This is a genomic window from Deltaproteobacteria bacterium, assembly GCA_020848905.1.
In the GTDB taxonomy this organism is placed as follows: domain Bacteria; phylum Myxococcota_A; class Polyangia.
In genome coordinates, this window is the sequence record JADLHG010000018.1 from 17,409 (window position 1) to 37,215 (window position 19,807).

Consider the following 19,807-nt stretch of genomic DNA (forward strand, 5'->3'; position numbering starts at 1 on the left):
TGCCTTACTTCACGAACCGGATCTGTGCCACGCCCAGGTTGTCGGCGGAGTCCTTCGCGCGCACCGCCAGGATGTGCGTGCCGGGTTTGAGCTTGCCGGGGAGCTTGAGGCGGAAGCCCTCCGCCGGGCTGTCGTAGACCCCGTCGTTCGGGCTCACGGTGCGCCAGCGCTTGCCGTCCACCGAGTACTCGACGAGCTGGATCGCGCTGTACGAGTCGCGGGCCAGCCCCGAGGCCATCGGGTAGCGCACGCTCAGTCCGGTGATCTCCGGCTTGCGGTTGTCGATCAGGACCGGCGCCGACACCTTGCTGTCCTTGAGGACGTGCTCAGCACCGTTGCCCTTCTCGTCCGAGGCCACGACCTTGATGCGGTAGTAGTCGTCGGCCACGGGCTCAGTGTCCCACTCGAGCTCGGTCTTCTCGAGCGGGTCGTGGCCGCTGATCTTGCGCCAGTTCACGCCCATCTCCTCGCGGAAGTAGACCCGGTAGACGAGCGGGTCTCCGTCCGGGTTGTCCATCTTCCACTTGATCTTGAGCTTGGCGGCCTTCCCCTTGTCGCCCCTTGCCCCCGCGTCATCGACGGTGACCTCGCTGATCGTGGCGCGCTGGTTCTGCGGTCGGTAGTGGATGGCGAAGCTGCGCAGCGCCCCCTTGAAGGGGGCCTGGAAGTTCACCTGCACCTGCACGTAGCGCGCGACCGGGTTCGTGAGGCGCATCCGCTGCGCCGAGACGGGCTGCGCGCCGTGCCACCCGCTCCAGGTCTTGTCGGGCTTGGCCGTGTTGCCGCTCCGGCTCATGAGCTTCACCTTGGCCGAGCCCTGCACGTGCACCTGCCCCCACTGCGAGGGGAACTTCGCGTCGAAGACTTTGCTCTGGTACGAGGGCTGGCCGCTCGGGCTCGCGCTCACCTGATAGATCGCCCCCGCGTCCCCCATGCCGAGGTACTGGGCCTTGCCCGTGACGGCGAGGGCCAGGACCTGCCGCTCGGGCAGGTCGAAGGCCGTCAGCACCGTCCGGTCGGGGCGCACGAAGTAGACCTTCCCCTCGGCGCCGTCCGCGGCCCAGAGCATGCCTTCGCCGTCGAGCTCGAGGTCCGTGAAGTACCCCTTGTCGAGGGTCAGCAGCTCGTCCATGTGCCCCTGCGGGTCGATGCGGTAGAGAGCCCCCTTGCCCTGCTTCGCCCCGGGACGCAGCTCCTGCGGACGGAGCTTTGTCGACGGAGCGCGCACCCGGCGGCTCTCGCTCTTCAGCGGCGTGCCGGCCTCGCCGGCCTCGGGGGCGTCGTAGCGCGGCAGGCCGGCGGTGCGCCCCGGGAACTTGTTCACCGCGAGGTAGATGGCGCCGTTCGGCCCCACCAGCACGCGGCGCAGCTCGCTCGCGTCGAAGTCGTGCATGGCGCTCGCCTTGCCCGCCGCGGTGATGCGATAGAGGATCGCGTTCTCGGCGCTGCCGGCCAGCACGTGCCCCTTGCCGTCCACGGCCAGCGACAGGACGTGCTGTTCCCCCGGGTCGTAGTAGACGCTTGGGGTGCCGCCTCCCTCGGGGATCGAGAAGACCTTACCGGGAGCGCCCGAGCCGGCGTAGATGCGGCGCGTGCGCGGGTCGTGGACCAACGCCCAGACGTGCGCGGTAGGGAGCTTGGCGAGCTGGCGCCAGGTGCCGCTCTTCGGGTCCACCTCGAGGATCTTCGCGTCGGGCATCGTGCCGGCGAGTAGCTTGCCCCCCGGGCCCACGGCGAGCGCCGTGACGAGCACGGTTTTCAGATCGGTCACCACGCGCGCGGTGCTGCCGCGGACGGCGAGGATCTGCCCCGGGTCGCCCGTACCGAAGTAGACGTTGCCGGCGCTGTCCACGGCGCGCGACCAGACCATCGCCAGGGGCCCGCTCTTCACGCGCCAGGCGTTGCGGCCGGCGACGATCTCGCCCTCCGAGGAGATGAGCGTCCCCTTGGGCTGCCCCTTGTCCAGCTCCTCGAAGCTCGAGACCTCGAAGGTGGCGGTCGGGATGGCGAAGAGTTCATTCGAGAGCGCGCCGAGGCCCAGCAGGACGAGCGCGGCGAGGATCGGCTTATGGGTTGCCCGTGGGCGAATGCTCACTTTTCCACCTCGCTCTTGACGCGAATGCGAATGCGCTGGCGGCCGCCCACCAGCCGGGCGGTGCCGAAGATCTGCCGCTGCACCGGCTGGTAGGTCTGCTCGCTGCGGATCCTGGACGCGGTGTGGAGCGCGTCCATCACCGACTGCGGCAGGTCGCGCAGCACCTGGCCGCCGAGCTTCAGCCCCTGTGCGGGGGTGTAGAGACTAAGCACTACCGCCTGCGCGGGGTAGCTCTCCTGGAGCTGCTTCAGGTACTGCTTGAGGTTCTGCGCGGGAGCCCGTTCCGGATAGACCAGGCCGCCGCCGGCCACCTCGAGCTGCAGGACCGACCCGGCGAGCGAGGGGTGGATCTCGAGCGGGTAGGTCTGCGTGAACTCGTGGCCGCCGTAGGGGCGGAACTTGACCGTCACGTTGACGCGCGAGCCCGGCTCGACGGTGGTCGAGCTCAGGGAGAGCTCGGTGATGTCCACCACGTGGGCTCCGTAGCGCACGTTGATGTCCACCTCGATCCGCTCGAACTCCACCGGGCCGAAGTCGTTGTTCTGGATCATCGAGAGGGCGCGGAGCCCGTCCACGAAGAAGATGCCCATGCGGCGCACGCCGGCCGAGGCGTAGCGGTGCTCGACGATCTTCACCGGCGCCTGCCCCTTGATGACCAGGGTGGTCGTGACCTGGAAGGTCGAGTGCGAGACCTCGGACATGGCCTGCGTGAGCGCGCTGTTCACCACGCTGACGGCCAGAGACGGGGTGAGCAGCCGGTGACTCGCGAGCTGGGCGTTGAAGACGCGCGTGCTGGCCTCGTCGCGGAGCGTGACCTTCATCGGCACCGTCGGGAGGCGGCGGCCGGTGTCCACCATGATTCCGGGCTGTCGGTCGTGGACCAGCGTGCCGACCGGGCGCGCGGGGCTCGCGAGCTTGAAGGAGCGCGAGAGGCTCGCCACGGTGTGGTTGATCTTGGCCGTCACGGCGGGCAGGTAGATCTCGCCCGCGTTGAACATGTTGTGGCCGAAGGCGAGCACCTTGTTGCCGCCGACCCAGGTCACGGTCCCGGTCCCCGTCAGGGAGAGGTCGCCGCTCACGAGCTGGACTCCGACGGCCGAGCCGGGCGCGAGCTTGTCCGGTCCCTCGGCGCGTCCGGTGCCGCCCCCCTGCATCGGCTCGAAGCCGAGCGGTCCGAGGGCGGCCTTCAGGTCGGCCAGCGCCTCGGTCGAGAAGCCGGCGGCGGCGAGCGGGACCGAGACCGGCGCGAGTCCGCCCTCGGGATAGGTTTGCCGCGAGAAGACGGGGGTGCGCCACCACCCTTCCTGCTTGGTGAGCTCGGCCAGGGCGCGGCTCTCGCCCGGACGCGGCCGGGCCTGGACCAGCGCCGGGCTCGACGGGCCGCGGGTCTTCCACTTCACGAGCTCGAGCATGTCCTTGATCGGAGTGACCCCGGCGATCGGCTCCTTCGAGAAGCGCCAGCCGTAGGCCAGCGCGCCGATCAGCTTGCCGTTGATGTAGATGGGGCTGCCGCTCATCCCTCCCTGGATCCCCGTGATGCGCAGCCGCGGGTGGTCGCAGCGGATCAGGATCACGTCCTGCTTGGGCAGGAAGTTTTTCAGGACATCCACCACCTCGACGCTGAAGCGCTCGATCTTGAACCCCGAGAAGACCGTGAGGCCGTAGCCCTTCTGGCCGGGTTGGATCTGCTCAACGGAAAGTGTGGCGGGACCTTGCTGGGCCGCTGCCGGGGTCGCGAGCACCCCGACCAGCAGCGCCAGGCTGCCGATCCGACGGAATGGAGTCACGCGAGAAGAATAGGGGCGGGGATCGAGGCTGTCAAATCGCGACCGACGAGAAGGAGGGCGTTTTCGAGGGCGCGCGTGCGTCCTGTGCGGGAGCTACTCAGGGAATGTAGGCGTCGCCGCGGTCCGCTCGGCGATTGCGCTGATCTTCGCCCTGCCACTGGCGTGCCGATGCGCGGGAGTGCCGCGCGTTGCTCTCGCGCGTGAAGGCCTCGATGTCGGCGGTCCAGCGGGCGTGGTCCACGGGGTGCGTCTTCCGATACTCCTCGAGCGCCTGCTCCTCGGCCAGCGCCACCGTCGGGTCGAAGTGCGCTTCGGGCTGGATGCCGCCCGTCATCAGGTCGACGCGATAGAGCCGCCGCGGCTTGGACCCCTCACGGTACTTCAGGTCGTGTGCGCCAGCGAGGTCCCAGCTCGAGAGCTCCTTCGAGACGATGAGGTAGCGCCCCGTGGGACCCATGCGCTCGAACGTGCCCGAGACCCACTGCGAGCGATACCTGCGATCGGCTGGCCGCACGTTGAGACCGTAGTCTGCCTTGGAGGGATCGAAGGCCACGTAGGCCTGGCGACTACCGAGCTGCACGCGGAGGAGCTCTTCGTGGCTGCCGGCGAACCTCTTCACGGGCTTGGAGAGCCGGCTCCGATCATTCACGCGCTGCACCGTTCCGCGGATCGGCGCGCGCCAGGCGTCCTCGAAGGAGGTGGTGCCGCTGGTCGTGGCGTGGCGTCCGTCGAGGCGCCCGACCACGGCGTCGAAGGTCTCGAGCAGGGTGTGTCCCGCGTACTGAATCGAGACCAGGAACCGCCCGTTCTGCTCTATCGCGTTCAGCTTCGCCTCGCCCGTGCCCAGCGTCTTGGCGGCCTTGACGAGCTGGTAGGCGGCCGAGACCATCGGGTTGCTGCCGTGCGCGTCGGTGGGCTTCCAGGGGCGGTTTCCCCGGGCGAAGGGGCCGTCGATGAACTCGCCCGCGCTCGTGAAATGGAGCGGCCGGCGCGCGCGGTCGTGCGGCTGGTGGAAGAGCACCGTATAGGCGCCGTCGGCCCCCTGCGTGAGCTCGAGGTTGAAGGCCCCGAGGTGGCCGTTGCCCACGACGCGCGTGGCGTACTTGCCCGCGAGGCGGAGCGCGCGGCTCGCCGCCTTCGAGGCGGGCGGTTCGGGTCGAGCGCCCATCGCGTGGCCCGAAGGGAGCGCGAGGCAGAGCAGCGCGGTGAGGGTCAGACTCCGAGAACGCGAGCTTCGCATGATGGATGGCTCCACGAGGGAGGCGGCGGGAGGGACGAGCCCCGCTGCGGCCCCTGGTCGGGCCCGGGCTACTGCAACGGCCACGCCAGAAGCGCGGCCGCCCAACCGCACGGAAGCTGGCGGTCGTCGGGAGGCCCGGCGCGGGGCGGGCTAGGGTCGATGAGCCCCAGATCGGCTACCGGGGTGACCGGTCGGCGACAAGGAGGAGCTCCGGGGTCGGAGGGGCCTGGGTCGCGCCGATGGCCGACCGTCATCCCCTTGTGCGATGGCGCGTCGTCGATCAAACGTAGGCGATGCCGACGGGGGAGCTCGGGGGAGCACGCGTGTATCGCAGGTGCGGGCGCGCCGCGCGGCGCGCGGACGCGTTCGGGCGTGCGGCCGTGTTCGTGCTCGCGAGCGGGCTGCTGCAGGCCGTGGGGCCGCACCCGACCGCTTTCGGGGCCGAGGCGCGGTCCACGGTGCAGCTCCTCTACCAGCGCGGACCGGGGGCCGGTTCGTGCCCGGGGGACGAGGCGCTGGCGCGTGCCGTGGAGAGCCGGCTCGGCTACCGTCCGTGGAGCGCTCGCCCCGCGCGATGGGTGCACGCCGAGGTGGCCGCCGACGGGGAGGGCCTTCGCGCGCGCGTGACGCTGCGTAGCGCGGGGGGCGCGCGGCTCGGAGAGCGGGTCCTGCGAGCGCCGAGCCCGGACTGTCGCGAGCTCGCGGCGGCCATGGCCCTCGCCATCAGCATCGCCATCGATCCGTGGGTCGCGCCCGGCGACGGAGGAGGCGCTCCGCGGGCCCCCGCTCCGAGGCCCGCCGCGGTGTCGCCCCCACCGGAGCCGCGTCGAGAGCTCCGCGCCGCGTCGACGTCGCCGGTGCGGTCGACCCCCGCGGTGCAGCCGACCCCGGCGCTGCGGGCGCGCCCGAGAAGTCTCGCGCTCGCCATCGCCGCCGGGCCCTTCCTGTCGGTCGGCGCCGCGCCGTCGCCGAACGCCGGCCTTCGGGTGGATGCGACGCTGCGCTTCGGGCGGACCTCGGTGGGGCTCGAGGGGCGCGTGGACCTTCCGGTAGGAAAGGACCTCGAGCCCGGCCGGCTCAGCACCGCACTGCTCATGGCGGCGGCGCTCGGTTGCGGTCACCTGAGCCTGGTCTCGGCGTGCGTTCTGCTCGGCGGAGGCGCGCTGCGCGTGAATACCTCGGGGCTCGAGCGATCGGCGCCGGTGACCCTCGGCTACGCGGCGGGGGCGCTGCGGCTGGGCCTCGAGGTGCCCCTCGGCGCGGTCCTCGGGCTTCGCGCCCACACCGACCTCTGGGCTCCCTTCTCGCAGACGGAGCTCCGCGAGACCGGGACCGGGCGTGTCTTCTGGGCGGCGCCGGCGGTCTGGGGGAGCTTCGGGCTTTCCCTCCTCGGGCGATTCCTATGACGGAGCGGCAGGGGTCTCTCCAATACCTCCACGTGGTGCCCGCGCCCGACCACGCCTCGCAGCCGCCGGAGCCCGCGTCCTTTGCGGCAACCTATCGCGCCGAGGTGGCGCAGGTCTGGCGCTGTTTGCGTCGGCTCGGCGTCGCGGACGCGGATCTGGAGGACAAGGTGCACGACGTGTTCGTCATCGCCTACCGGCGCTGGGCGGACTACGACGCTGCTCGACCCGCGCGGCCCTGGCTCGCGGGGATTGCGCTCAGGGTGGCTTCGGACTACCGGCGCGCGGCGCCGCGGCGCCGGGAGTGCACCCGGGAGCTCTCGGAGGCGGTGGATCCGCGCAGCTTGCCCGACGCGGCGGTGGCCGAGCGCCAGGCCCGCGAGCTCGTCCTCGCGGCGCTCGAGGCTCTCGATGAGGATCGCCGCGCGGTCTTCGTGCTGCACGAGCTCGAGGGCTACAGCGTCCCCGAGATCGCGACCATCGTGAGCGCGCCCCTCAACACGCTCTATTCGCGCCTGCGCCTGGCCCGCGAGGACTTCGCGGCAGCCGTGCGTCGCTGTGGCGTGCGAGGCTGCCCATGAGCGATCTTCCTCGCCTGACTCCGCTCTCCGAGGAGCTGCTCGCGCTGCTGCGCGCGGAGCGCCGTGCGCCTGACCCGCCGTTTGCTGTCACGGAGGAGCTGCTGGCGCGCGTCCGGGGGACGCTCGGTCTCCCGGTGGAGCCGCTCCCCCCGCGCTCCCTCGACGCTCCGCCCACGGCTCCCTCATCGAGCGCCGGTTCCGCGCACGGAACCTCGGCCGGGCTCACCGGCGCAGCGCGGTCGGTCGCCCCGCGAGGCGCCGCCGGCGCTCTGCTCGCCGCGCTCGGCAAGCCGGCCACCCTCCTGGCTCTCGGGGTCGGCACGTTCCTCGGGGGAGGCGGGGTCTGGTGGGCCCAGCGGGCGGACGCTCCGTCGCAGCGCCAGGGGCTGCGCGATCCGGGGACGAGCCCCGCGACGTCGGTCGAGGCTCGGGCCAGCGCGACGCTCCCCCGCGCGGCGACGGCCGAGTCGAGATCGCCGACGGCCGGGGCTGCCCACGTCGAGGCGAAGCCGAATCCACCCGTCCGGCCTTCCGCGCGTGAGACGGCGCCGGTGGGCCGCTGGCCGAGGACCCGCCGGGGCTCCGCGGGATCGGGGCCGCCAGCTGGCCCGATCGACGCGGACACGCTGGCCGCCGAGCGTGCGCTCCTCGATGGCGTGCGTCACGCGCTCGGGAAGGGCGCGCTCGAAGAAGCCCTCGCCGGGCTCGCCGAGCACGGGGAACGCTTTCCGCGCGGCGTGCTGGTCGAGGAACGGGAGGCTCTGGCGATCCTCGCCCAGCTACGCTCGGGGGCGCTGTCGCTCGCCCGCCGCCGCGCCGCTCGCTTTCACGCGCGCTATCCGCAGAGCATGCTCTGGCCCGCGCTCGAGGAGGCGTTGCGGAAGCGCCCGGGCCGCTGAGCCTCGCGGGACGCTCGCGTGACGGATCGGGGCGCTCCCCTCCAATTCCTCAGCGACGACCGCCGGAGGGAGACCCCATGAACCGCACGCCGCAGAGGCTCGCCGCGCTTTTTCTCCCGAGCCTTTTCGCGCTCGGCTGCAACCGCGCCGTGGAGGTGGGCGCGCGCCCCGACGCGGGGATCCACGTCACCGACCCGCGGCCGACCAAGGCGCCGCTCAGCGAGTGGCGCGGGCACTTCCCGCAGGTGATCGATCGCGAGGTGGACCTGCTCTTTCTCGTCGACAACTCGGACTCGATGGGGGACGAGCAGGCGAGCCTCGCGGCGAACTTCCCGCGCCTCGTCGAGGCGCTCCGGAGCCCCGAGCTCGGAAACGACCTGCCGGACCTGCGCATCGGCGTCGTGAGCTCGGACCTCGGCGCCGGCGCCTACGGCCTGCCGAGCTGCGAGACGCCCGGCGGGCACGGGGGCAAGCTCCTGAGCGCTCCGCGCCTGCCGGGGTGCACGGCCCCGAAGGACCACTTTCTCGCCTACGAGCGCGGGGCCACGAACCTGCCCGTTCCCGCCGATGACCCCGTCGAGCAGGTGAAGGCGGCCTTCTCGTGCATCGCGACCCTCGGCACCGGCGGCTGCGGCTTCGAGCAGTCGCTCGAGGCGGTCCGGCGCGCGCTCGACCCGGCGCTGAACGTTAACCCCGGCTTTCTGCGCAAGGACGCCCTCCTCGCGGTGGTCTTTCTCACCGACGAGGACGATTGCTCGTCGAAGGACGCGAGGCTCTACGACCCCGCGCAGCAGGGGATCTCTGACCCGCTCGGCCCCTTGAACTCCTTCCGCTGCTTCGAGTTCGGCTTTCGCTGCGACGTGAACGACCGCTTGAAGGCGGGGCCACGCCAGAACTGCGTTCCGGACCGGACCTGGCTCTACCCCGTCGAGGAGTACGTGGAGCTCTTCAAGCGCCTCAAGCCCGCGGGGCGCGTGGTGCTCGCGGCCATCTCCGGCCCCCCCGACCGCGTGGAGGTGGGCCGGGACGGCTCGGAGCCGATGCTCCGGCCGAGCTGCGCCGTCTCCAAGAGCGCGGCGGCGGCTCCGGCGCTGCGGCTGAGCGCGGTGCTCGAGGGAGATCCCACGCTGCGCATGGACAGCACCTTCCATTCGATCTGCGACCAGGACTTCGGTCCGGCGCTCTCCCGCCTCGGGCGCAAGCTGGTGGGCAAGCTCTCCCGGCAGTGCGTGGCGGCGCCCCTGCTGAGCGCCTCGGGGAGCCTGCTCTGCGCCGCGGGGGACCCGATCGGCTCGGCCTCCGACGGGCGCGCGGTCACCTGCGCCGCGAGCTGCCTCGAGAAGGCCGAGTGCACCGTCGAGGAGGTGCTGGCCCCGGGGACCCCCTCGGCCAAGGCCACGCCCATTCCGCGCTGCCCGGCGCCGCTCTTCAAGGACCCGGCGGCCACCTGCGGAGCGAGCTGTCCCTGCTGGCGGCTCGTCACCTCCGCCGACCCGGCCAAGCGCTGCGACCCGGCGGTGGACGGCTCGCCGTACCGTCTGGAGGTGGTGCGGTCGGCCGCGCCCGTGCCCGGCGCCGCTGTGCAGGCCCGCTGCACGGCCACGCGCTATCGCTGGGGGAGCCGGGACCTGGCCGATCTCACGCAGTGCGACTAGCACGCTGCCGCCGGCGCGGTGCCCTGAGCGGGGTCCGTAGTCCCTGTTTCCTGGTGGCTGCCGGTGCCGCGGGGCCGGACGACCGCTCGCGATGCGAAGTCATTCCAAGCCGTTGCCTGGATTGAAGGCCCTCCTGACCCGGCACTCCGTTTGCAATCGCATCTCTGCACGATGACCCTGAGGCCACCCGAGGCGGGGACGCACCCCGCTGCCGCGAAGACGCGAGCAGGCTCGGGCCTGCGCGGGCGCGCCCTCCGTCGGTGCGGAGCGGTCGTGCTCGCCCTCGCCCTGTTCGGCGTTCCGATGGTGCGGACCTTCGCGGCACGGGAGGAACCCGCGGCGGCGCTCTCCCGCCTCGAGCGCAGCGCGACGGGCCAGGCGCACCTCCGTCCGAGCACGTTTCGTCGGGACCTGGCCCGGGTCGGGTGGGAGCTCCTGCACCGCCCCGCCGGCGCCGAGCGAGACCAGCTCCTCGGCCGCTTTCGCGCGCTCTCGGCCGTGGCGTATCAGCGCAAGCATGGCGTGACGGTCGGCTGGCTCAGGGAGATGGAGCGCATCGAGGCCGCGATGAAGTCGCCCGAGGCCGTGCACGCCGAGCGAGACGCGCTCGCCGCGCTGGGCTGGGAGCTGCGGCGGGTGCCCTCGGGGAGTCGCTGGCGCGCGGCGTGGGACCGCTGGTTTCGCGCGACGAGCCTGGCGCAGTACCTCTACGGTGCCGAGACGGACGTGCGGCGACCGGGTTACCGCTCGGCGGTCGAGGCCGAGACGCGCCTTACCGACGCGATGCTGGCGCGCATGGTCCCGAGCGACCCGGAGGCCGGGCTGCGCCCGATGCTCGCCGCGGTGGGGCTTCTGCCCGCTGCCCCGGGCACCGAGGAATCGCGCGCCTTGCGCGACGAGGCGCTCAAGCAGGCGGTCGAGCGGCTCGGGCAGAAACTTCGCGCGGTGGCCGCGCGTCTTCACGTGCCGCTCGAGAAGCTCTCCTGGGAGCGCCTCGGCAAGGAGAATCGTCAGCTACAACGCGGGCTGCTCGTTCTCGCCGTGGCCGCGACCGCCAACTTTCATGGGGATCGAGCCATCCCCTTCGTCACCTTCGCGCCGCCGAAGCGCAAGCATCGCGCGGACACGGCGCGCACCGGCTTCGGCTTCCTGCCCCTCGTGGAGCTCAAGAGCCACGAGGATGCCGTGGCCCTCGAGGGCATCGAGCTGCACCACGTGGGCCGCGGCCCGGCCGGCGCCAACACGACCCAGACCTTCGAGCGGGTGAAGAGTATGGGCGGGGACATGCACCACGAGCACGTCCACCTGGTCCGGCGCCCCGGGCTGCCGGCCGCGCTCTACTTCTACGGGCCCGAGGGGCGCAAGCTGGGTCCGCAGGCGCGGGAGCGCACCGAGGCGGCCATCGTCACCGACCACTGGCGGCGCGCAAATCTGTACTTCGATCTACGCCGTGCCGCCTACATGGGCGTGCTCGAGCGCCGGACCTCGGACTCCCTCACCTATTACGACTACACCTCGGCCGAGAAACTAGGCCGCCTCTACAACCACCTGGCCTACGGCACGCACTTGAGGGCGAGCGAGCTCAAGATGGGCACCGTCGGCTACCGCGTCGCGATCTACCGCAACGAGCAAGGGATGCCCGACGGGAGCCTCGAGGGCTACGAGCTGCGCAGCGTGCGCGACGAGGCTCCGCAGAAGGACCCGCAGGATCGGGCGACGCGCGAGGCGGCGGTGAACGCTATCCAGCGCAGCTTGATCACCGGCCACTACGGACTGCCGCCCTCGGCGCTCGTGGCCTGGTGCGGTGAGCTCTTCCGCGCCAACTACCTTCGCGGCCCCGTCGAGGACCGCCTGGCCGCGCTGCACTACAACCGCCCGTTCGGCAAGCTCTGGGCGAGCGCCCCGGCCTTCGTGAAGGGGACCCTCGCCTCGGCGGAGGCGCGCACGCGCCTCGAGGAGGCGACCCAGACGAACCTCGGCGCGAGACTGCTCCTGCACGACTGGAAGCACGATACGACCTGGCTCGGCCTGAATCGTCCGCAACGCGTGCGCGCGCTCGAGCGGGTCCATCGCGCCCAGCGCGCCGCGCTCGTAGATGTCGCCCGAGGGGTGGAGGTGGATAAGTGCGTGCGCCGCTTCGTGCGTGAGTCGGGTCTCGTCGAGGAGGTCGGCCGCTCGCTCGGGATCCCCGACCTGCGTCGCGTGGGGGCCTGACGGTCCTCCATCCCGGGGTGCTATGCTCGAGCTGGGGTAAGGGGGGAACACCATGTCGAGCTCCCGCACGTCGGAGGTCGCGTCGCGCGCGCTCCGTGTACTGCGCCGGAAGCAGGCCGGGCGCGCCACCGTCAGCCTGGCCGCGGCGTGCCTCGTCGTCGCCTGCCAGCAACCCCCCACCTCCACGAGCCCGCCCGCGACCGACGCCGGCCCGGCGTGCCCGACCTGCCCGAAGGGCCCGCTGCGGCCGATGGACGTATTTCCGCTCATGCGCTCGCCGGCGCTCGACCTGCTCTTCGTGATCGATAACTCGGAGGCCATGGGAGAGGCGCAGGGAGCGCTGCGGTGGCACTTCCCCTCGCTCCTCGAGGCCCTGCGCGCACGCGATCGGGGCGTAACGTTGCCCAGCCTGCACGTGGGGGTGGTGACGACGGACCTCGGCGTGGCCCCCTATTCGTTCCCCACCTGCGACCGCGCGGGGGGGGATCAGGGCAAGCTCCAGCACCGGCCGCGCGCCGGGCAGTGCGTCCCGCCGACGGACCCGTTCATCACCCACGAGTTCGGCGTGACGAACGTGCCCTTTGCCCAGGGGGGCGTGGTGGAGCAGGTGCAGCACGGTTTCAGCTGCATCGCCGCGCTCGGCACGGCCGGCTGCGGCTTCGAGCAGCCCCTCGAGGCCATGTACCGCGCGCTCGACCCGAAGCTTGGCCTGAACCCGGGCTTCCTCCGCCGCGAGGCGAGCCTCGGGATCGTGATCTTCACGGACGAGGACGACTGCTCGGCCGCCCGCCCCGAGCTCTTCGACCCCGCCCCCCAGGGGCTGACCGACCCGCTCGGCCCGCTCGATTCCTTCCGCTGCTTCGACAAGGGGATCCGCTGCGACGTGAACGACCGCCGGAGGCCCGGTCCCCGCAGGCACTGTGTGCCCGACGGGGACTGGCTCCACCGCCTCGACCGCTACCTCCAGCTCCTCGGGCGGGTGAAGGAGCCGGAGAAGCTCTTCGTGACGCTCATCGCGGGGCCGCCCGAGCCAGTGCGCGTCAGGGTGTTCGCGGGGCAGCCGATGCTGGAGCCGAGCTGCCAGCTAGGCCGTACCGTCGTCGCCACGCCGGGGATCCGCCTGAACGCGTTCCTCCAGGCGCTTTCTCGCACCCGGGGCAACCACGCGGTGGCGCAGATCTGCGAGCCGGGCTTTGGCCCCGCGCTCGCGGCGATGGGCAAGCGGATCATCGGCCGCACCGTTCGACCGTGCCTGCACTGGCCCCCCGCGACCTCGAACGGGGGCGTGGTCTGCCGCGAGGGCGACCTGCTCGGCACGGGCTCGGACGGCTGGCCGGTGTTGTGCCGGAAGAGCTGTCTCGAGAAGGCCGACTGCCAGGTGGAGGAGCTCACGAACGAGGGCACGCCGCAGGAGCGCCAGGAGCCCATCCCGCGCTGTCCGGACGCCGTCTTCCTCTCGGGCAACCGGGCCTGCGGCACGAGCTGCCCCTGCTGGCGCCTCGTGCGCACCGACAACCCCGACGCGGGCTGCGACCCCGAGGTGCACGGGACGCCCTTCATGCTGGAGATCCTGCGCAGCGGGGCTCCGCCGCCGACCTCGAACCTCATCGTCCGCTGTGTCAGCCCGGGGGTGCCCTGGGGGAGCCGCGACCTGGCGACTACGCCGCAGTGCGAGTAGAGCGCGCAGAGGACACGCGGCGCCGCAAGGACGTTCGACGAGCCGCCGCTTTCTGCTCTTCTCGTCGGCGCACCGTGTCGGCCCGGGCGTTGCGTGCCGGCGGGCCGGAGTATCATCACAGGCATGAGCAAAGCCTCGAGATCCAACTCCAGATCCATAGGCTCCGGAGGATCGACGCATGTTCGGTACGGGCACAGCTGCGGCCCGACACTGCTCTCGCTTCGCTGCCCAGCCTGTGGAGCGGAAGCGAGCGCCGCGCTCCCCTGTCATGCAGAGGGAGTGCTCATCGTCGACGACCTCTCGCCTGCCTACCCCGGCGAGGACTGGCGTGTTGCCTGTTCGCAATGCGCGCATCGCGCCGGACCACTCAGCTATGCCGACCTGCGGGAACATGCGCCCCTCTGGTTCGCGGCCTCCGAGGCTGGCGAGGACTTCTGGGCCTGGAATCGCGAACACCTCGAGATGGTTCTTCGGGTACTCGAAGGGAAGAGCGTTCAGCAAGACAGGTATCGCTGGCTCGCGACGTACATTCGCGGACAGTGGCTGAGGCGCCGAGCACACTATGCGAAGTTGGCCCGGAGCCTTCTCTCTCGCTAGATGCTTCTCGTGCGTCGACTCTATTTTCGGCTGGGAGCGACGCGCGGCCCCCAACCAAGCCGAGGCAGAATGCCTGAACCGCGATTCGGCGCCGCCGCCGCAGTGCGAGTAGAGAGCTACCGCAGCCCGTACTCGAGCATGGCGCTGGCCACGCGCTCGCCCACCCAGTGGCCGATCGGGGCGCCCGCAGGGGCCTCGAGCACGACCTGCTGCAGGCGACCACAGGCGGCCACGATCGCCGGCGTCGCGCTCCAGGACCCGGGCGCAGGAAAGGCGAGCTCGTCCGCCAGCGCGTCGCCGATCAGGTGGCGGCTGAGCGCGTAGAGCGCGCGCCGAGGCAGAAAGAGGGGCGGCCGGCCACCCATCGTGTCGATCAGCGCGTGGGCCAGGACGCGGCTATCCTCGTCGGGCCTGAACTGACGCCGCGTGATGAGCTCGTAGAGCGCACGTTCCTCGTCTCGGGTCGCGGTCAAAAGCTCCGGCGTCACGCCCATCAGGTAGCCGACCCAGCGGTAGGTGTGATGCACCGAGTCCTCCTCGGTCGCGCTGAGGCGAATCCCCAGGCGACCGAGGCCTCGCAGGTAGACGTGAGAGAACATCAGCAGCGTGCTCGCGTAGTCCTCCTGATTGACCGGCAGCCCCCAGCTCGGGTCCCAGTCGCGCCGGTGAAGCATGCCGTGCCGGATGAAGGCGTGCACCAGCCGGACCTTCACCACGTGACGATGCGCTCCCGAGCCCGGGGGCGCCCCGCCGGAGCGGGCGATGCACAGCGCGAAGGTCGCCGTGTCCCGCAGCCGCCGGACGGTGTCCTGCTCGAGCCGTCGCGACCGAATGAGCACCTTCGCCGCGCGGGCAGAGGCGTAGCTCTCCACCAGACTGCCGAGGAGCAGGGAGAGCGCGGAGTGGACACTGTGCGTCACGCCGAGCGCGGTGCCGCGTGCCATGCGTGAGAAGTCCACCCAGTCGGGAACGGTCGTCACGGCGCGTAGCAGCGCGGCGCAGGCGGCGTCCTCGGGCGCGCGCGCCTCTACTGCCGCGAAGAGGTCGGCGCTCTCGGGGCCGGGGTTCCGGACGAGCTCGGTCACTACCGCGTCGGCCAGCGGATCTCCTCGCTGGCGTTGGGCTTCGAGCCACGCGTGGTCGGGGAGGTTCATGCGTCACGGGGAGCCGCGGTGGGCGGGCTCGGCGAAGGGCTTCGGGGAGCGGCCGAGACGAGCGATGAGCGCCACCGGAAAGAGGAACCAGGGCGCGTTGGCCAGACCGACGACGAGGGGCGCGGGCGTGGCGTGCGCGCCGAAGAGCTCTTCACCCATGATGATGGTGACGTTGGCCATCATGAGCCCGGCGTAGACGAAGCTCGGGACCCGGATCCAGTCCCGCCCCTTGAAGAAGGCGTAGATCGCCGCGACGTAGTAGGGGCCGAAGAAGAGCACGTCGATCCAGATCGTCATCTTCCACCAGACCGGGCGCGCGAGGAGCACTGGGTCGAAGCGTCTGCCCCACCAGTGCACCAGGTCCACGAGGACGGGGGGCGGCCAGGCGGGGTAGGCGAAGCGAGCGGGATCGTCGATGACCAGCTGCTCCAGGTCGACGATGTAGGTGATGAAGAACAGGTTCACCAGGAAGAACCCGAGGAAGACGAGGTCGCCTTTCCGTCGGAGAAGTGGAATCGAGGGCGTCATGGCCGAGCCCGATCGAACACCCACTCGGTACGGCGGTACCCTTCGCGCATGGAACACCCCACGGAGGACCTCCGAGCCCCGCGAATCGGGCCGTTACCGCGCCGCGCGCGTCCCGGCTCCCTTCCAGCGGAAGGGCTCGGGGAAGATCTTAGAGAGCTTCGTGCGGCGCTGCTCGCCGGCGGGATTCACGAGCAGGAGCTCGAGGTCCACGCACAGCTCGGCCATCACCTGCCGGCACATGCCGCAGGGGGGGGCCGGCGGCGAGGCGCCCGTGGCGACGGCCAGCGCGACGAAGCTGCGATGCCCGGCCGCGACGGCGCTGGCGATGGCGTTCCGCTCGGCGCAGACGCAGAGCCCGTACGACGCGTTCTCCACGTTGCAGCCCGTGACGACCTCGCCCGTGCTCGTGAGCAGGGCCGCTCCCACGCGAAAGCGCGAGTACGGGGCGTAGGCCTGCTTGCGCGCGGCGAGCGCCGTCTTGGCCAGGGACTCCCAGGGGAGCGGCGAGGGCGCCACGCTAGCGCTCCCGGAGCGCCGCCACGATGCGGCTCAGCAGCCCCACGAAGGGGAGGCGTACGCGCGCCGCGGTCTCCTGCACCTCCTCGTGCGAGAGCTTGCCGCCGAGCCCCGCGGCCTGGTTCGTGACGCACGAGATGCCGAGGACCCGCGCCCCCATGTGGTTCGCGGCGATCACCTCGGCCACCGTGGACATGCCGCAGAGGTCGGCCCCCATGGCGCGCAGCATGCGGATCTCGGCGGGGGTCTCGTAGCTCGGGCCTCCCGTGTAGGCGTAGACCCCTTCCTTGAGCGGCAGGCGCTCGGCGTTCGCCGCCTGGTGCGCGACGGCGCGGAGCTCCAGGTCGTAGGCCGCGGTCATGTCGGGGAAGCGGTCCCCGAGCCGCTCGTCGTTCGGCCCCACGAGCGGGTTCGGACCCGCCACGTTCAGGTGGTCGCTGATCACCACCAGGTCGCCGGGCATCAGGTCCTCACGGATCCCCCCCGACGCGTTGGTGATGATCAGGATGCGGCAGCCCGCGGCGATCATCGTGCGCACCGGGAGCACCACCTGGGTCATCGGGTGACCCTCGTAGGCGTGCACGCGCCCCTGCATCGCGAGCACCGGCGTCCCGGCGCAGAGGCCGGCCACGAGCCGACCCGCGTGCCCCACCACACTGCTCTCCGCAAAGCCGGGGATGCGGCCGTACGGCACGGCCACCGCGTCCTCGAGCGCGTCGGCGAAGCTGCCGAGCCCCGAGCCCAAGATCACTCCGATGCGCGGCAGGGCCGGCGCGATGCTCCGGACCACCGAGGCGGCGGCTTCCTGCACCTGTTCGTAGACTTGCATGCACGCGGCTCCTTGCGGGGGAGGTGCCCGCGCGGCGCGCGAGGCCCTAGCCCATGATGAGGGCTCGACTGCCCCGGGGCCAGTTTTCCACCGGCGTACGGCCTTGAGCCTGCATGCAACGGGGGCCCGGCATCGGCCCCGCACGGCGCAAGGAGGAGTGGCCGAGAGCGCCCGATCAAGGCGCGCCCTCGGCCCGCGGGGGAGGGGCGTTACCCCTGAATGACGCCCGTCCCCGCGCGAACGTTGGTCTTCCGTTTCATGAAGAGCTCCTTTCGGGTTTGGCCGCCCATGAGGCAGCCGCTTGGCGAAACGATCGCACGCCCCCCCTCGAAGCAAGGGGAATTTCGGCGAGGGCGGCGGCGCCTCGGTGCTGCGGCGGGCGCACGCGGGCGGTGGGGGTGGATCGGTGCGCCGGCGAGCGACCTTTGTGTTTGTGTTTCTTCGTACAACGACGTCGCTGACCGTCTTGTTCGTGCAAGGACGTACCCCCTGTGCAAGGGCAGGCTTGACTTATGCCAGCGCTTTGCTAGTATCAGCCTTATTCATGATGGCACGCAAACGCAAATCCTCCTCGGAAGATGACAGCTCTTCGGGCACGTGTGTACCGGCGGGTTCTGCGAAGCAGCTCCCGTTGCCACTGCGGGAGGCGACGGGGTGGGGCGGAAAGCGCGAGGGTGCGGGGCGGAGGAAGCGACCGGGGAGCGGACTGCCGCATCGGGCGCGACCGCTCCTGGCCAGCCGGTTTCCGGTGCACGTGACCATGAAGGTCGTGGAGGGGCTACCGAACCTGCGGAGCAAGAAGCAGCTCCGCGCGATCGAGCAGGCCTTCGTGAAGTCGGCGGGGCGCTACGGCCTGAACCTCGCCCACTACTCGATCCAGAAGAACCACCTGCACCTCGTGACGGAGGCCAAGGACCGGGACGTGCTCATGAAGGGCCTGCGCGCGCTGGCCATTCGCCTCGCGCACGCGCTGAACCGCACGGTGGGCCGCAAGGGGCAGGTCTTTCGGGACCGCTACCACCAGCACATCCTGCGCACACCGAGTGAGGTGCGCGCAGTCCTCGCCTACGTCCTTCAAAATCAACGCAAGCACGCACGTGCGCGCGGCAAGTGGGTGCCACGGCGCGACCTGGATGCATGTAGCTCGGCCCTCTACTTCACCGGGTGGAAGGACCTCACGCCACTCCGCCCCGACGGAGACCCGCCGGTGCTGAAGCCGCGCACCTGGCTGCTCAAGACGGGCTGGAAGCTACGGGGCTTGATTCCCACGAGCGTCGTTCCGGGCCCGTAGGCCGGGCACGAACGACCGCGCTCCCGCCCCTACCGCAGCACTTCGTACACGAGCGGCGGCGGCGGGAGGGCCTGGTCCCCGAGCTCGATGGCCGCGCGCAGCATCCCCTCGGCCTCGGCGGCGCGGGCCGCGTCGTTATAGTGCAGCACGGCGAGCTCGTCCCCCGGGCGCAGCGCGTCCCCGAGGCGCACCTTCATCGTCAGGCCCACCGCGTGGTCGACCCGGTCCTCGACGCGGCGTCGCCCGGCGCCCAGCATCATGCCGGCGAGACCCACGCGCTCGGTGTCGATGCGCCGCACGATCCCGGTGCGCTCGGCCTTCACCGCCCTGTGGTGCGCCGCCTGCGGCAGACGCGACAGGTCCTCCACCGCCCGCGGGTCGCCGCCCTGCAGCTCCACGCACCGCTGCATGCGCTCCAGACCGGCTCCGCTGCGCCGCGCGGTGCGGATGCGCTCGAGCGCCTCGTCCCAGGTCTTGGCCGCCCCCCCGAGCATCAGCATCTCCGCGCCGAGCTGGAGCGTCAGGTCGAGCAGGTCGTCCGGGCCTTGCCCGTGGAGGATCTCGAGGGCCTCGCGCGTCTCGTTGGCGTTGCCCACCTCGCGACCGAGGGGCTGGTTCATGTCCGTGAGAAAGGCGGTGACCTCTTTGCCCGCGCGCCGGCCGATGCCGCACAGGGTGGTGGCCAGCACCTGGGCGTGTTCGAGGTCCTTCATGAAGGCGCCGCTGCCCACCTTCACGTCCAGCACGAGCGCGTCGATCCCCTCGGCCAGCTTCTTGCTCATGATGCTCGACGCGATGAGCGGGATCGATTCGACGGTGGAGGTCACGTCGCGGAGCGCGTAGAGCCGCCGGTCCGCGGGGGCGAGGTCGGCGGTCTGCCCGATGAGTGAGAGGCCGGCTTCTCGCACGACCTCTACGAAGCGCGGCACCTCGAGGTCGGTGCGGAAGCCCGGGATCGCCTCGAGCTTGTCCAGCGTGCCTCCGGTGTGTCCGAGCCCGCGGCCCGAGATCATCGGGACCGGGACACCGCACGCCGCCACGAGCGGCGCGAGGCAGAGCGACACCTTGTCACCGACGCCGCCCGTCGAGTGCTTGTCCACCTTCACCCCGGGGATCCCCGAGAGGTCGAGGACGCGCCCCGAGTGGACCATCGCGTCGGTCCACGCCGAGAGCTCCCCCTCGTCGAGCCCGCGGAAGAAGATGGCCATCAGCAGCGCCGCGGCCTGGTAGTCGGGGACGCTGCCGTCGGTCACTCCGGCGATGAAGCGCCGGAGCTCCGCCCCCGGTAGGGCGTGCCCTTCGCGCTTCGACCGGATCAGATCCTGGGGACGCAGACTCAT

General features: G+C 71.4%; 15 protein-coding genes. 7 read left to right on the top strand and 8 right to left on the bottom strand.

Annotation, left to right across the window (positions count from 1 at the left end; all coding sequences use genetic code 11):
* Positions 1-4: 4 nt before the first annotated feature.
* From IT371_08145 to IT371_08155, 3 genes are all read right to left on the bottom strand, one after another.
* Positions 5-2,095, bottom strand: a complete 2,091-nt coding sequence (locus tag IT371_08145) for a hypothetical protein (GenBank protein ID MCC6747612.1) — start codon at positions 2,093-2,095, stop codon at positions 5-7.
* The gene (locus tag IT371_08150; GenBank protein ID MCC6747613.1) at positions 2,092-3,882 is read right to left on the bottom strand and encodes a hypothetical protein; all 1,791 of its coding nucleotides are present in this window, start codon (positions 3,880-3,882) and stop codon (positions 2,092-2,094) included. The genes IT371_08145 and IT371_08150 overlap by 4 nt, the downstream gene beginning before the upstream one ends.
* Before the next feature lie 97 nt (positions 3,883-3,979).
* Entirely contained in the window at positions 3,980-5,122 is a 1,143-nt protein-coding gene (locus IT371_08155) for a hypothetical protein (GenBank protein ID MCC6747614.1), read from the bottom strand.
* 323 nt (positions 5,123-5,445) lie between these two features.
* On the opposite strand from IT371_08155, the gene IT371_08160 reads away from it, so the two are divergent.
* From IT371_08160 to IT371_08185, 6 genes are all read left to right on the top strand, one after another.
* Positions 5,446-6,528, top strand: a complete 1,083-nt coding sequence (locus tag IT371_08160) for a hypothetical protein (GenBank protein ID MCC6747615.1) — start codon at positions 5,446-5,448, stop codon at positions 6,526-6,528.
* Positions 6,525-7,106, top strand: a complete 582-nt coding sequence (locus IT371_08165) for a sigma-70 family RNA polymerase sigma factor (protein ID MCC6747616.1) — start codon at positions 6,525-6,527, stop codon at positions 7,104-7,106. Before IT371_08160 ends, IT371_08165 begins: the two co-directional genes overlap by 4 nt.
* Positions 7,103-8,005 carry a hypothetical protein gene (locus IT371_08170; GenBank protein MCC6747617.1) on the top strand — a complete coding sequence of 301 codons (903 nt, stop codon included), beginning with the start codon at positions 7,103-7,105 and terminating at the stop codon, positions 8,003-8,005. Before IT371_08165 ends, IT371_08170 begins: the two co-directional genes overlap by 4 nt.
* 77 nt (positions 8,006-8,082) lie before the next feature.
* Positions 8,083-9,660 (top strand): hypothetical protein, encoded by a 1,578-nt coding sequence (locus IT371_08175; GenBank protein MCC6747618.1) that lies wholly within the window; start codon positions 8,083-8,085, stop codon positions 9,658-9,660.
* Between the two features lie 171 nt (positions 9,661-9,831).
* Positions 9,832-11,874: a hypothetical protein gene (locus IT371_08180; protein ID MCC6747619.1), complete on the top strand. Its 2,043-nt coding sequence runs from the start codon at positions 9,832-9,834 to the stop codon at positions 11,872-11,874.
* Between the two features lie 52 nt (positions 11,875-11,926).
* Positions 11,927-13,552, top strand: a complete 1,626-nt coding sequence (locus IT371_08185) for a hypothetical protein (GenBank protein ID MCC6747620.1) — start codon at positions 11,927-11,929, stop codon at positions 13,550-13,552.
* A 713-nt stretch (positions 13,553-14,265) separates the two neighbouring features.
* Here IT371_08185 and IT371_08190 read toward each other — a convergent pair.
* The 4 genes from IT371_08190 to IT371_08205 all read right to left on the bottom strand — a co-directional run bounded on the left by IT371_08190 (position 14,266) and on the right by IT371_08205 (position 17,176).
* Complete coding sequence (locus IT371_08190) at positions 14,266-15,303, bottom strand: DUF2236 domain-containing protein (protein ID MCC6747621.1); 1,038 nt, start codon at positions 15,301-15,303, stop codon at positions 14,266-14,268.
* Between the two features lie 3 nt (positions 15,304-15,306).
* Positions 15,307-15,831, bottom strand: coding sequence for a DUF2781 domain-containing protein (locus IT371_08195; GenBank protein MCC6747622.1), 525 nt, complete (start codon positions 15,829-15,831; stop codon positions 15,307-15,309).
* A gap of 93 nt (positions 15,832-15,924) precedes the next feature.
* Positions 15,925-16,347, bottom strand: a complete 423-nt coding sequence (gene cdd / locus IT371_08200; GenBank protein MCC6747623.1) for a cytidine deaminase — start codon at positions 16,345-16,347, stop codon at positions 15,925-15,927.
* Position 16,348: 1 nt separating this feature from the next.
* Positions 16,349-17,176 carry a purine-nucleoside phosphorylase gene (locus tag IT371_08205; protein ID MCC6747624.1) on the bottom strand — a complete coding sequence of 276 codons (828 nt, stop codon included), beginning with the start codon at positions 17,174-17,176 and terminating at the stop codon, positions 16,349-16,351.
* Between the two features lie 631 nt (positions 17,177-17,807).
* Between IT371_08205 and IT371_08210 the strand changes: the two genes are divergently transcribed.
* The gene (locus tag IT371_08210) at positions 17,808-18,467 is read left to right on the top strand and encodes a transposase (GenBank protein ID MCC6747625.1); all 660 of its coding nucleotides are present in this window, start codon (positions 17,808-17,810) and stop codon (positions 18,465-18,467) included.
* A gap of 29 nt (positions 18,468-18,496) precedes the next feature.
* Here IT371_08210 and IT371_08215 read toward each other — a convergent pair whose 3' ends face one another.
* A complete protein-coding gene (locus tag IT371_08215; protein MCC6747626.1) occupies positions 18,497-19,801 on the bottom strand; it encodes a thymidine phosphorylase in 1,305 nt (434 codons plus the stop codon).
* Positions 19,802-19,807: the final 6 nt, after the last annotated feature.

What these genes read in the sequence shown, in the direction of transcription:
- IT371_08155 (MCC6747614.1), bottom strand. Translation starts at nt 5,122, where the DNA reads ATGCGAAGCTCGCGTTCTCGGAGTCTGACCCTCACCGCGCTGCTCTGC.
- IT371_08165 (MCC6747616.1), top strand. Translation starts at nt 6,525, where the DNA reads ATGACGGAGCGGCAGGGGTCTCTCCAATACCTCCACGTGGTGCCCGCG.
- IT371_08180 (MCC6747619.1), top strand. Translation starts at nt 9,832, where the DNA reads ATGACCCTGAGGCCACCCGAGGCGGGGACGCACCCCGCTGCCGCGAAG.
- IT371_08185 (MCC6747620.1), top strand. Translation starts at nt 11,927, where the DNA reads ATGTCGAGCTCCCGCACGTCGGAGGTCGCGTCGCGCGCGCTCCGTGTA.
- IT371_08205 (MCC6747624.1), bottom strand. Translation starts at nt 17,176, where the DNA reads ATGCAAGTCTACGAACAGGTGCAGGAAGCCGCCGCCTCGGTGGTCCGG.
- IT371_08195 (MCC6747622.1), bottom strand. Translation starts at nt 15,831, where the DNA reads ATGACGCCCTCGATTCCACTTCTCCGACGGAAAGGCGACCTCGTCTTC.
- IT371_08170 (MCC6747617.1), top strand. Translation starts at nt 7,103, where the DNA reads ATGAGCGATCTTCCTCGCCTGACTCCGCTCTCCGAGGAGCTGCTCGCG.
- IT371_08190 (MCC6747621.1), bottom strand. Translation starts at nt 15,303, where the DNA reads ATGAACCTCCCCGACCACGCGTGGCTCGAAGCCCAACGCCAGCGAGGA.
- IT371_08175 (MCC6747618.1), top strand. Translation starts at nt 8,083, where the DNA reads ATGAACCGCACGCCGCAGAGGCTCGCCGCGCTTTTTCTCCCGAGCCTT.